This is a genomic window from Dolichospermum compactum NIES-806 (assembly GCF_002368115.1).
In the GTDB taxonomy this organism is placed as follows: Bacteria; Cyanobacteriota; Cyanobacteriia; order Cyanobacteriales; family Nostocaceae; genus Dolichospermum; species Dolichospermum compactum.
On record NZ_AP018316.1, the window covers coordinates 4,236,794 to 4,249,981 of the forward strand.

General features: G+C 36.5%; 11 protein-coding genes, 1 other RNA gene and 2 pseudogenes. 5 read left to right on the plus strand and 9 right to left on the minus strand.

Annotated elements, in window-relative coordinates:
- Positions 1-111: 111 nt before the first annotated feature.
- Entirely contained in the window at positions 112-1,539 is a 1,428-nt protein-coding gene (locus CA730_RS19625; RefSeq protein ID WP_096669845.1) for a phosphoglucomutase/phosphomannomutase family protein, read from the minus strand.
- 122 nt (positions 1,540-1,661) lie between these two features.
- On the opposite strand from CA730_RS19625, the gene CA730_RS19630 reads away from it, so the two are divergent.
- From CA730_RS19630 to CA730_RS19640, 3 genes and pseudogenes are all read left to right on the plus strand, one after another.
- Positions 1,662-2,531 (plus strand): PD-(D/E)XK nuclease family protein, encoded by an 870-nt coding sequence (locus CA730_RS19630; RefSeq protein WP_096669847.1) that lies wholly within the window; start codon positions 1,662-1,664, stop codon positions 2,529-2,531.
- 163 nt (positions 2,532-2,694) lie between these two features.
- Positions 2,695-2,998, plus strand: a pseudogene (locus tag CA730_RS19635) (RNA recognition motif domain-containing protein).
- Between the two features lie 140 nt (positions 2,999-3,138).
- On the plus strand, positions 3,139-3,420 hold the full coding sequence (locus CA730_RS19640; protein WP_096669851.1) for an RNA recognition motif domain-containing protein: 282 nt from the start codon (positions 3,139-3,141) through the stop codon (positions 3,418-3,420).
- Positions 3,421-3,745: 325 nt separating this feature from the next.
- Here CA730_RS19640 and CA730_RS19650 read toward each other — a convergent pair whose 3' ends face one another.
- From CA730_RS19650 to CA730_RS19675, 6 genes are all read right to left on the minus strand, one after another.
- A complete protein-coding gene (locus CA730_RS19650) occupies positions 3,746-4,057 on the minus strand; it encodes a hypothetical protein (protein ID WP_330221275.1) in 312 nt (103 codons plus the stop codon).
- Between the two features lie 69 nt (positions 4,058-4,126).
- Entirely contained in the window at positions 4,127-4,849 is a 723-nt protein-coding gene (rnc, locus tag CA730_RS19655) for a ribonuclease III (RefSeq protein ID WP_096669855.1), read from the minus strand.
- A 142-nt stretch (positions 4,850-4,991) separates the two neighbouring features.
- Positions 4,992-7,745 carry a class I SAM-dependent DNA methyltransferase gene (locus CA730_RS19660; RefSeq protein ID WP_096669857.1) on the minus strand — a complete coding sequence of 918 codons (2,754 nt, stop codon included), beginning with the start codon at positions 7,743-7,745 and terminating at the stop codon, positions 4,992-4,994.
- A 110-nt stretch (positions 7,746-7,855) separates the two neighbouring features.
- Positions 7,856-8,119: a hypothetical protein gene (locus CA730_RS19665; RefSeq protein ID WP_197705470.1), complete on the minus strand. Its 264-nt coding sequence runs from the start codon at positions 8,117-8,119 to the stop codon at positions 7,856-7,858.
- A gap of 156 nt (positions 8,120-8,275) precedes the next feature.
- Positions 8,276-8,638, minus strand: an RNA gene (rnpB, locus tag CA730_RS19670) — RNase P RNA component class A.
- Between the two features lie 86 nt (positions 8,639-8,724).
- Positions 8,725-9,432: a hypothetical protein gene (locus tag CA730_RS19675; RefSeq protein ID WP_096669859.1), complete on the minus strand. Its 708-nt coding sequence runs from the start codon at positions 9,430-9,432 to the stop codon at positions 8,725-8,727.
- A gap of 430 nt (positions 9,433-9,862) precedes the next feature.
- Between CA730_RS19675 and CA730_RS24655 the strand changes: the two genes are divergently transcribed.
- Positions 9,863-10,018, plus strand: a complete 156-nt coding sequence (locus tag CA730_RS24655) for a lmo0937 family membrane protein (protein ID WP_172891218.1) — start codon at positions 9,863-9,865, stop codon at positions 10,016-10,018.
- Positions 10,019-10,118: 100 nt separating this feature from the next.
- A pseudogene (locus CA730_RS19680) lies at positions 10,119-10,283 on the plus strand (DUF1345 domain-containing protein); the annotation flags it as partial.
- Between the two features lie 71 nt (positions 10,284-10,354).
- Here the strand turns inward: CA730_RS19680 and CA730_RS25005 are convergent.
- Together CA730_RS25005 and pbpC are read right to left on the minus strand one after the other, a co-directional pair.
- Entirely contained in the window at positions 10,355-10,501 is a 147-nt protein-coding gene (locus CA730_RS25005) for a hypothetical protein (protein WP_172891219.1), read from the minus strand.
- A 114-nt stretch (positions 10,502-10,615) separates the two neighbouring features.
- Positions 10,616-12,970 carry a penicillin-binding protein 1C gene (gene pbpC / locus CA730_RS19685; RefSeq protein WP_096669861.1) on the minus strand — a complete coding sequence of 785 codons (2,355 nt, stop codon included), beginning with the start codon at positions 12,968-12,970 and terminating at the stop codon, positions 10,616-10,618.
- Between the last annotated feature and the right edge of the window lie 218 nt (positions 12,971-13,188).

Sequence of the window (13,188 nt, forward strand, 5' to 3'; positions counted from 1 at the left end):
AGAATGTAAAAAACCTACACCTGTCAGGCAGGGGGCGGGAAATAAAAATTACAACTACCCAACTTCCTCTTTTTCTTCTTTCTGACTCCTGACTCCTGACTCCTTGATTCGCTAACCTAACTTAGCAATTTCACCTTCCATGAATTTAGCAATCTGACTAAGTTTTTCCGGTGAGTTGGTTTCCATGTACACTCTCACCAAAGGTTCTGTCCCAGAAGGACGCAGCAACACCCAGCTACCCTCTTCTAAATACAGTTTAATACCATCTTTCCTGCCCACCTCTTTCACCTTAATTCCTGCCACTTCTGAGGGCGGATTTTGGGTATAAGAATCAATCACTGCGACTTTGTGATCTTCCGTGAGGTGTAAATCCAAGCGATTGTTATACAAGGGTCCATCAGCTTCAGTTATAGCTTCTTGTACCAACTGACTTAAAGGCTTACCTTCATAAGCGATCGCCTCAGCTACTAGCATATCTGCTAAAACCCCATCTTTTTCGGGAATATGCCCAATGATACTCAAACCACCGGATTCTTCTCCACCAATCAAGACGGCGGTTTCTCGCATTTTCTCGCCAATGTATTTAAAACCTACCGCAGTTTCATAAATTTGCAAGCCATACTTAGCAGCAAAATTATCTAATAAATGCGTAGTTGCCACAGTCCTAACAATTGCACCGCTCTTACCCTTGTTTTTAATCAAATGCCGTGCTAGAACTAACAGCACTGTATTGGGAGTGAGAACATTGCCTTGTTCATCAACAATACCAAAGCGATCGCTATCACCATCGGTAGCCAAACCCAAATCCGCATGATCAGCCTTCACTGCTGCCACCAACTCAACTAACTGTTCCCCTTTGGGTTCAGGCATACCACCACCAAACAGCACATCCCGCCAATCGTGGAAACTTTCTAATTGACAACCACAGTGTTGCAAGACTTCATCTAAATATCCCCGTGAAGTAGAATAAAGGGCATCATACTTGACCTTTAAATTCGCACTTTTAATTTTTTCCACATCCAACAAGGTGTAGATAAAATTTAGATAATCGGGCTTGGGATCAAAAGTAGAAATTGAACCAGAGGGGTTACTGCTAGGTAACTCATCCGATGCTGTTTCTATGTTGGCGACAATAGTATCAGTAATTTCTGGAGTTGCAGGACCTGCATAATCAGGAATATATTTAATCCCACAATAGGGTGCAGGATTATGACTAGCAGTAAACATCAAAGCCCCTGCGGAATTGAGAAGACGCGCATTGTAGGCAATTACTGGGGTGGGACAATCCCGATCAGTAATTTTCACATTCCAGCCCAAATCCGCCAAAACTGCGGCAGATGTCCGGGCGAACTCGTCAGCTAAAAACCGTGTATCGTAGGCAATTAAAACAGGTTTGTCCTTACTATAGGCAGTTTCTAGATAACTAGCGATCGCTCTCGTTACTTTCCGTACATTGGGAAAAGTAAAATCATCGGCAATAATTCCGCGCCATCCATCAGTACCAAACTTTATCTTACCGGAATTGCTAGGGTTACTCATATTGCCACTCTCTCCCGTGCATTATTATTGCTATTTACTATTAGGAAGCATCCCGCAAAGCTGTGGAACAGCCACTAAGCCGCAAGTATCCCCAAGGTAATTTCTCTCACTCTACATGAGCAATGTCAACCCCCGATAGACCCTTTGTTAGTTACCACCTTTGGTCTTTATTTGCCCCCAGCCGGGGACAGGAACATTGGCATTGCCAAATGAGAAGAGGATTTATTAAAGCGCGACAACATGAACCACAAGTTAAGGCTTTATTGGCAACAGCCACACCACACCAGCGCATTGGCATTCTTGCCCAAAAAGGTGTGTATGAGTTTCATCGTCATCTTCATTGGTTAACTCAGGTTGATGGTGTGGAAAAAGTGGCGAGGTTATTGGGATTGAGTCAAACTCATGAAACAGTTAAATATCGGGTATTACAAATTTTAAGAAAATATCAAAATGCCCCTTTATTATTAGGTAAGAGGATTCTGGAATTAACTTCCGGTGATGAAGGTTTTCCTAAACCGATTGTGATTGAAAAACAAGATTATTGCTTTCGTTTATATGCCGCTATGGACTGTATATTTATTGAGTCTGATAGCACCTTACATATTTTAGATTTTAAAACTGGTAGATCGGCCTTTGACCACAGACAAGCATTAGTTTATTTACTTGCAGCCCGTTATCTTTATCCTGGCAAACCCGCAGTTGCCTCTTTTTATAATTTGGAAGTTGGCAAAAAATCGGAATTAATTACTATTAGTAATAGTGAGTTTAAAGCTTTAGAATCTGAGTTAGCAAATATTGCCCAACAACATCAAGAAGATTTACAACAATATGAAGCTAAAAATAGCAACTTCAGTCAAATATTTCCCCCGAATCCCGGAAACCATTGTCGTTTTTGTGCTTTTAGTTCTATCTGTGAATTCGCTGATTTAAAACTACCAAAATCTTATTCGATGCCAATTACAAAATCTCACCCTTCTCCTACATCTTCTTAAGATACCGGACTTATTCGAGCAATCCGGCATCTGTATCCTGCTTTTATGAAATAAATTTCCATGCCCAATTAGAAAATAAACCTTAATTACGGGTATTATATGGTTGAGGCATTCCTCCTGTTAATTTTCTAAAAATCCACTTTTTAATTTCTGGAGCTATTCAATGTCAATTTATGTCGGTAATTTATCCTATGAGGTTAGAGAAGAAGACCTCAAGCAGGTATTTGCAGAATATGGAACTGTTAAAAAAGTTCAACTACCTATTGACCGGGAAACTGGGCGTGTAAGAGGTTTTGGCTTTGTAGAAATGGAATCAGATGCGGAAGAAGAAGCCGCAATTGCTGCACTTGACAACGCTGAATGGATGGGACGTAGCTTGAAGGTTAACAAAGCTAAACCCAAAACAGATGGTGGTGGTGGTGGAAGACGGGGGGGGTGACGGAGGCGGCTATTCTCGCCGTTACTAAGTTTTAACATCCACAATAAATCATAATTTTATCAAGATAGACACAATATGTGTCTTTTTTAAGTCCTATAGCGGATTTTATCTGAGTGCTGATATTGTAGTTAAGGAACAAGTCAACTTTTTAATTTTCGGAGCTATTCAATGTCAATTTACGTCGGTAATTTATCCTATGAGGTTACAGAAAATGACCTAAGTGGGGTTTTCGCAGAATATGGAACTGTTAAGAGAGTTCAACTACCTACTGATCGGGAAACTGGTCGGAAAAGAGGTTTTGCCTTTGTAGAAATGGGAACAGAGGCAGAAGAAACAGCCGCGATTGAAGCACTTGACGGCGCTGAATGGATGGGACGTAGCTTGAAGGTTAACAAAGCTAAACCGAAAGAAGATCGTGGTGGTGGTGGTGGACGACGCGATCGCTACTAAATTTTGCCATTAAAACTCTAAGCACCATATTTTGAGGACAGAGAAAATCTCTGTCTTTTTTAATGTATATATAAAAGCTTAAATTCATGCTATTGTACTATCTCTCAACTTTTCAAGCCTACCTTCCGCACCCTAAACTGTCACACAACGAAAATTGGTCGTTTGGAGATTTGGTTTTAGCGATAGCCTACCAATATTTCTTGGTTTTGGTACAAAATACAACATTAAATGGGGATAAAAATCAGAAAAAACCGATTGTGACACCGGGGGGTGCGGAATGTGGGTTCAAGAGATTTATCAAGACCTCAGCAAGCCCTATTTATTTTTAACAAAATCTCTTAAAGAATGATAAATCAATCCCACGAAAATTAATACTAAAAGCAATATTCAATTGTTCCAAAGTTCCCACTAACCAGCCAACAGTATGAGTGGTGTAAGATTCATAGTGGTTAAACAAAATTGCAAATTTTCTTTCTAAATATGGTTTAACTTTTCCACAAATGAGGACAATTTTTAATAATAAGCCCATTGTGGGGACTGTTCCTTGATTGCTAATTAAATCTAAGAAAACAAAGTGCTGTGGTGATGATTGGTTATTAACAACTAAAAAGTTTAATAAATTACTGCAAGTTCTCACTAATAACAAATCATTAAGTTTTTGCTCATCGGCTATTAATTGATGTTTTTGCGACTTTGGTTGTTATTATTACTCATCTTTTAGTGGGGTGCTAATTGCTAAATAGGCAACTTTGGCGGCGGCTTGTTCAGCGGCTTTAATGGAGCGTCCTTTGCCTTGTCCTAACATTTTTTCATGTAGCCAAACTTCAGCAAAGAAGCGTTCATGGGTGCGGTGGGGTTGACTGACTTCTAAAACTCGATATTCTGGGAGGACTTTGAATTGTGCTTGAGTCCATTCTTGCAAGGCGGCTTTATAATTAAGTCTAGCAGGATCGAGGCGAATTTCTGTGGTTAGTTGTTGGAAATGGGGATCTAACCAAGGACGAATCAGGTTAAGATTGTTGGTACTCAGGTACAGCGCCCCTAGAACGGCTTCAAAGGAGTCTGCTAATCGTGATTCTTGACCAACATGATCAGCGGTGGCGCTACCGGCTACTAGTAAATATAATTCTAAACCATATTCTCTTGCTAGTTGGGCGAGAATGCGATCGCTCACTAAGACTGAACGAATAGCCGCAAAATCACCAACTGAACAATCAGCATAATGTTCCCATAATATTTCAGCCGCTACTAAGCGTACCACCGCATCGCCAACGAACTCTAGCTGTTCATAATTGGCAGTATCAGAGACAGTAGGATGAGTTAGTGCCAAGTCCAATAATTGCCACTTTATCGGTGCATTGATTGACAAACCGAACTTTTGGACTAAACTTTCAAGCTGCCGTTGACGGCGGGGATAAACGCTGGACATTAGGTATGTATGGAACAAAGGGATAATAACTATTAACTTAGCATTAAATTATAAAGTATAAATAGAAATACTTGATAAAAATCATGATACAGATAAATTTTTCCTAGTGGTTTAGCAATGCTAAACCCTTACCTAATTGATACTAACAATTAATTAGTTTTTTTGCTCTTTTCTTTTTCTCTGGTTTGAGTAAGGGAGCATTTAAAGCTTCATATAAATTAAACAAAAACTCAATCCTATTCAATTCATTTACAAATGGTTGGGGACGATAACATAAATCTACAGCTTTATCTAATATTTGATGTGCCTTTACTAAGTCCGGTGGCATAGTTAGGGGATCATACAAATCGGCTAAACTACTATCTGGATATTTTGCTCTTGTGTCTAAAACTGTTTGCGCGGCTATTTCTACTTTCTGTTTTTGCTTATCATTTACGTTTTCAGGAAAGGGATAGTTATTATAAACAATGGTATTGGAATAACGAAAACGACTTTCTAATCTTCCACATACATATTTTACCCATGTAATATGCATTTCTGAAGTGAGAATACCAAATAAATAGACAGTAGCATTAGGGATACAACTACAACTATTCGCAACAATATTATCTTTGTTAAATAGACCGATGGGAATATACTTTCTATTTTCAGATGAGTGTAGAGGAATAATTATATAATCACTATCAGGTTGTCTATTTTCAGTAAACAAGGTAGGAAAATCTGCCCATTTTACCGTTGATTGTTTTGTACTTGATAATCTCATTTTTTTAACTTTACTGACTCTATCGGATAATAATGGCAATTTTTTTAATTCATTAGGTTGAATATCTTTAAGCCAAAAACACCAACGTTTTTTACCATTAAGAAATTCATCAGCAGAAATAAATGGTTTAATAAATTTTTCTCCAGATGGTTCTTGAATGACATATTCTATCTTTTCTTCCTCAGTCATTAACAGGTTTCCTCCATCTGTAGGTTTACTACCATAGATCATTTCAGGTACACTAAAAATAGGCTTAGTTATCTTCAAGATAACTAAATCATTTCCTGGTGCTAAATACGGATTAATATTTTTAACTTTCCTCTCTGTTGGTTCACCCTTAATATCTAAATAATCAAAAACTCTCTTGCTTTCAATATCCTCTAAACCAAAACCAATAATTACACAATGTACAGCAGCATTACCTTTAGCTTCATTACTCCAACTAAAAGTACGATGTGCAAAATGTATTTTTATTTTGTAATTGTTATACAGCTCTTGCCAAATAATCCCAACTTGTTCACCTTGTGATATAGAATTTGTACTCACAAAAGCACAACGAATATTTGTATTTTGTATCAACTGAGCAGCTTTGATATACCAAGCACTTACATAATCTAAAACACCTGAATTTTTTATACTATTACAAACATATTGCATATCTGCTTTCTGTTCTGCATTTTGTAGCTGTTTACCAACAAATGGGGGATTTCCTAAGATGAAACTCAAGCTTTCCTTCTCTACAACGGTTTCCCAATCAATTCTTAATGAATTACCATGAACAATTTTTGCAGATTTAGTTAAAGGAACTCTGAAAAAATATTGACCAAATTCATGACTAACCTGAATATTCATTTGATGGTCAATTAACCACATTGCCACCTCAGCAACACGCACCGCAAATTCATCATATTCAATACCCGCAAATTGATCTACATTAACCTTAATAATATCTTGAATATTAATAAATTGCTGTCCATTTTTATTCAATGCTTGCAAAATTTTAATCTCTAGCTCTCGCAATTCCCGATAAGTGATAATTAAGAAATTACCGCAACCACAAGCAGGATCAAGAAAATAAAGATTAGCGATTTTTTGATGTAATTCTTGGAGTTTACCCCGATTACTTTTGACCTTTTCCAACTCTAAATGTAAATCATCTAAAAATAGAGGTTTAATCAACTTTTGAATATTTTTTTCCGAGGTATAATGAGCGCCTAAATTTCGTCTTTCCTTGGGATTCATGACCGCTTGAAACATCGAACCAAAAATAGCCGGTGAGATTTTACCCCAGTCAAAACCACAAGCTTCTAAAAACATTTCCCGCATTTTGCTATCAAAAGCAGCCGGTTGTAAAACCTCTGCAAATAAGTTACCATTCACATAGGGAAACTGAGCCAAATTAGTATCTAAATTTGTTAATCTTTTTTCCGGTGGTGTATTTAATGTATGAAAAATAGAAGCAATGTGCATTGCTAAATCACTACCATCTGATTTAGTATGTAAATCAATATATTCCCAAAAAATACCTTTATCAAAAATGCCTGTATCATCAGCAAATAAACAGAAGAGTAACCGGACTAAATAGACTTCTAAATCATGACCTCGATAACCAACTGCTTCTAGTTTATCATGTAGTTTCCCCATTAATTCAGCAGCTTGTATATTGACCGGATCTTCATCTTTATAGGTGCGTTTTTCATAACCAGCCATAAAACCGAATAAATGAACCTGATTAATAAAATCTTTTAGTTCAAATTCTGTGGTAATATTAGTATCTAAGTCGTAGAGTTTAAACTTTTGGAAATCAGAAACTAAAATATATTTTGGTAATTCATGTTCTTTTAAACCAGGGAAATAATCTTTAGCTTGCTGCATAGCTTTATCTAGACTTTTTCCCCTAGATTTATGTTCTACTAAAATTACACCTTTCCAGAGTAAATCAATAAAACCTTGTTTATTATCGGCTTTTTTTACAGATTGTTCAAATGTCGCCACCCGTCGCCGAGAAATACCAAAAACATGAAAAAAACGATCCCAAAATGATTTAGCTTCGGCATCTTCTGAGGTTTCATGTTCCCATTCTTGAGAAAATGCGATCGCTCGACTTTTGATTTCGTTCCAACTTAAAGGCATAGCTGATAATTTTGGATAAGAAACAGTGGTTTTAAGTTTATATTTTGCAGTTTCTTAATTAGAACTGGTAAGTAATTACTGTTCTAGAGAATCATATACTATATAATACACTATTTTATCACTTGCATTAAATAAATATTCAAACTTTCAGGGGTTTCAGCATGGTCACTAAATATTTTAAGTGCTTGTTCATTACTAAGGATAGGACTTGGACTACTATAGTCATTATTAAAAGCGAAACTTAATTTTTCGCTGATAAACAATTTGCTTTTATTAGAGTCTATTAAAATTAATCTTAAAAAGATTAACAAAAACCACATTTCATATTTACCTCTAAAAACTTGATCATGTTCACAATTAGTAAATTCGTCCATTTTATTGTCCATATTAATAACTATAGCTATATATTATGTCAGAAATGTTGAATAGCTCTATTCAAAATTTCATTAGCTAAAATGTTTCAGTATCCCTCATTTTCTGTAGTAATTGAAAAAACGAACTATGGAAAATAAAATCCAAAGTCCGTTTTCAAAGAGAGTCGGTAGTAAGCCGGGTTCTGTTCTCTTGCGAGGGCAGTTATCTATCTGGGATGTTTGTTACCAAACACCTCTAGCGGCTCTTTTCAAGCGGAACTGGTAAAAGACCAACCGTAGTTCCTCCGGCCTTGCTTCCAACTGGGGTTTACCGAGCCAACGCCTCTCGACGCTGCTGGTGCGCTCTTACCGCACCTTTGCACCCTTACCAACCAATAAATTGACTGGCGGTATCTTTCTGTGGCACTATCCTCACGATCGCTCGCACTGGACGTTATCCAGCAAGTTTGGTCTTTCGGAAGCCCGGACTTTCCTCAAACCAGTCTTAATGACTAATCTGCAACTGCCTACGCCGACTCTCTTCCTTATTTATTTTACATTTGATTGCCTGAAAATCGCCAGATTCAGATCCCCGACTTCTTCAAGAAGTTGAGGATATTCATAGATCACTTTTTATTCCAAGGTAACGCATAGGTCCAAGGGAGCTTTTTAATCGTAAAAGGACAATTAATAATTGACACTGGAGGAACATTCATTCCTGGCGCAATACCGATTCGCATTTCCGAAATTCGCAGCACAATTTGTAATGAAAATTCTAAATTTTTTTTGCCATCTATAAAGTCTTTGTATAACTTCTTTTGTTTATCATTCTTTTTGATGGCAGCAACATTAATTAAGGGCGAAGCTGGTTTATATGTTCCTGATTCTTTGTCTCTTTGAAATACATCTTCTGCGGTGACATTTTCAGAAATTGTCTTTTTAGGAGCAATGATTGTCGGCACTTGAGGTATGGCTAAATCGCGGGTTAAATCTGGGGATTTGCGAATCACTCTCCGAGATTGCTTGGTATGTTCAACCACGAAAGAACTATTATCCCAATCAACATATATGGCAATACTATCTGATTTATTTTCAATACTCATTGATAACTCTTTCAGATCAGTTTCTACTTTATCCAAACCATAAGTACCTGTTTTGAAGGAAATATCTACAGTGTCTTGGAGATTTTGTTCTTTCAATTGATCATCAACAGCACCTTTTTGGAAATCAACTTTTACTATATCGTCTATAGATTCAATCATGCGATTAAATGTCCAATAGACGGTAAGTATATAAATCATCAAAATAATCAGATTTTGGTCGCCACTTTGCATTTTTATAACCCTGATTTTCTACCAATTATAAAATTGTAACATGGTCTGAGCTATGATTTTTTTGATGAGATGGTATTTATTTTTTTATGCCATCATCCAAATCATCGTTCCCTTTTACCGACTGCTAATTTAGCATAACAAGTACCAAAGAGCCAATAATTAGGGTGGAGTAAGCCAATACTCATACTAATTATTCTTTACAATCCATTGATGTATGTCTAATTATAGACGATATTAAAATATTTTCATTTTATTATGAAAAGGTAGCCTAAACAAGCAACCATTTTTCAATAAAGTTTATAAATTAGTTCTTTATCAGCCATGTCTTCTTGCTTTATTGATAAACATTAAAATATCTACTTTTGGGGAGATAACCATCTTTCATTCTGACTAAGTTTTTATCACTTCTATCTAAATAGGCAAGGAAAATATGTTGAATCTGATTTGGACTGGCGTTGTTGTACTTTTCCTTCTTTGGTTGTTAGGATTCTCAATTCACCTTGGTGGTAGCTTAATCCACCTGCTTTTAGTTTTGGCACTAATTGGCATTGTCTATAACTTATTTATAGGAAGACGGATTGTATAATCACAATCGGAGAGCATTAGGTCTGCTGGTACTGATTGGTTTGATGGCATGGAAAATTCAATAAGTACAGCAGCATCAATAAACGCAAAACTGGGATTTTCTCTACTTCTCTTTTGTGATTGGGATGACTAGTCAAGTTTCCGATGTTCAAATTACCTCGCAATCCCTGAGACGATTAGCTTTACGCCATAGTATTCTCTCCTTTTTCTTTAATACCGCAATTGTCGCCATGAGTATTAATATCATTGCGGGTTTAATTGAGTAATTATAGCGATAAATAAGGTATTAAATATCTAGTCAATATTCAAGTTAAATGCACAGCAATTTACTATTTAATTAACTTGCGTGTTCCCAGTCGCTGAGTGATTCAGACTGTTGATTTTTCGCTTTAGTTTTGCGGACTGGTACTTTAGGAGTCCCAATATCAACAGGAGGAAACGACTGTTTCTTTTTCGCAGACTTAGTTTCTTGTGTATTTTTCATGGCTATTTTCAGTTCCTTAAAACTTTTAACCTTATTTACATTATCGAATTTGATTTATCAAATCCCGGACAAAATATTGAGTTTATTATTGAAAATTCATCAATCTCTAACATTCTATAATTTAGTAGGATTTGCTACAGAAAACCCTTGTTTTCTCGGTTGGATATTCCCTAACTTTACTTGAAAGTTTATTTGGTCATGTAGCTTACCAATTCTAGCTTCTAGCTTCCAATTACCAGGGCGTAGATGCCAAAATATCGCATTGGTTGATTGTGTAGATAAATGTTGATCATTTAGCCACCAGTCTATAGACTGATTTAATGTTCCACTAGCTTTGAATTCTATTTTTTGCTGTCCTTCTTCAGATGGATACAGCAGAAATAAATCCCCATTACGAGGAGAGATAATTCGGAAATTATTAGGATTAAAATGCAATTGTGGCTGTTTTGCTAACCATTGATCATACACAGGTGATAAATGGAAATCCGTAGATTTTTGATATGCAATTTTATCTTTTACAGAAAAATATTCTTGAACTACGGAAGTACAGCTAGGTGTAGGTTTTAACCCTGTAGTGGCACAGATTGGCAATTTTACCATGTTTGTTGGAGGTGGAAAATCAGCGGGGGTTTGATGTTCATGCAGATGTAACATGATTCTGTTCCACAAAGGTGCAGCCCCTGTGACACCGGAAACTTGACGCATGGGTTCACCGTTGAAATTACCTACCCAAGTAGCCACAGTATAATTACTGCTAAAGCCAACTGTCCAGGTATCACGATAATTTGAAGAAGTACCTGTTTTGACAGCGACGGGAAAGGGCAAATTTAACACTGAGTCTACACCAAAAGCTGTTGATCGGGCATAGCGATCGCTCAACATATCAATAATTAATTGCCAATTATCGGAAACTAAAGATTGAGAATTGGCAATTGGAGAACTGTTTAATGTAGTTACTAATGGTGTAATTTTTCCCATATTAGCCATAGTTAAATAAGCCCTAGCCAGTTCCCACAAATTCACCTCACCACTACCCAAAGTCAATCCTAAACCGTAATATTCAGCACCTTGATTTAGATGTGCAAAACCCAACTCATGCAGCCGATTTAAGAAAGTTTCTACACCTACCTTTTCTAATACTTTTACCGCAGGTACATTTAAAGAATTTGCCAAAGCAACTCTGACTCTGACAGGACCAAGGAAGTTATTAGTATAATCTGTAGGACTATATAATTTTGCTCCGGGAATTGCATAATGAGTCGGCACATCTGGCAAAATAGTATGAGGACTAATTACTCCTTTTTCTAAAGCTAATTCATAAACAAATGGCTTTAAGGTAGAACCTGGTTGACGCAACGCTTGAACTCCATCATTTCGTCCTAATTTCACATCATTAAAATAATCAGGCGAACCAACATAACTTAAAACCTCCCCAGAGGAGTTGTCAATTATCACCACTGCTGCATCATGGACATTATTCGCCTTTAAAGAAGAAATTACTTGTTGTACTTGTGCTTCCACAAATTGCTGTAAAGGGCGATTTATTGTCGTGCGAATAGGTGATGATTCTGTATTAGGTGTATTGTTTTTTGTTGCTAACCAAAATAAAAAATGTGGTGCAGTAATGATTCCTTTTTGACGGGTTTGAAATATCACTTTCTCCTGATATATAAGTTGCGCGTCTGCATCAGAAATATATTTTTCCTGTACCATTCTGTTTAAAACATATTTCTGTCGTTGCTGTAATCTTTTTTGATATTGATAAGGATTAAAATAAGTGGGATTATTAGGAATTGCTGCTAAAATAGAAGCTTGGGCTAAGTTTAAATCACTAGCAGGAATAGAAAAGTAAATTCGTGCCGCAGCTTCCACACCATAAATATTTCCCCCCATAGGTAAACGATTAATATAAGCAGCTAAAATTTCATCTTTACTCATTCCCGCAGCTAATCGCCAAGATAACCAAACCTCTTTTAATTTTGCAGTCATTGTCCGAGGTGAATTATCCAGCATTCTCGCCAATTGCATGGTAATTGTGGAAGCACCGGAAACAATTTTTTTATTCTCAATTGCTATTTTTATTGCTCGAAAAATTGCTTTTATATCTAACGCCCCATGTTGATAAAAATGAGCATCTTCAGCGGCTAAAATTGCGTTGATAAATTGAGGTGAAACTTGATTTAAGTTGACAACTGAGGTATTTTCTTGATCGGTAGTTAATACAGTTCCTAATGGTAAATTATTACGATCTGTAAACTCTATTGCTAATTGATGCTGGGCAATATCTATACTATGAATAGGGACAAAATAAGGGCATAATCTGATTAATAAACAGATTAATATGAAGGAGAAAATAATTTTATTCAGTTTGTAGTGGCGATTTAGTTTAAATTTGGATGATTTTATCTCATGAAGAGTTGCTAAGACTCTGAGAGTCAGAGTTTTTATGAGATGAGTGGTTAATTTCATCATAATGTTAAGAATTGTATGCTTTTTGGGAAATTGTCAGGCTAGATTAGTTATCTATATACCAATACCGTTCAAGTAAGAAACAAGTAGGTTGGGTTAAGCGACAGCGCAACCCAACAAAAGTATTGATAATGTTGGGTAACATACGTCAACCTAACCTACTAGAAATGAGGTTTTTTTAATCTAACCACAGAGGCACAGAGAACACAGAGAAAGAG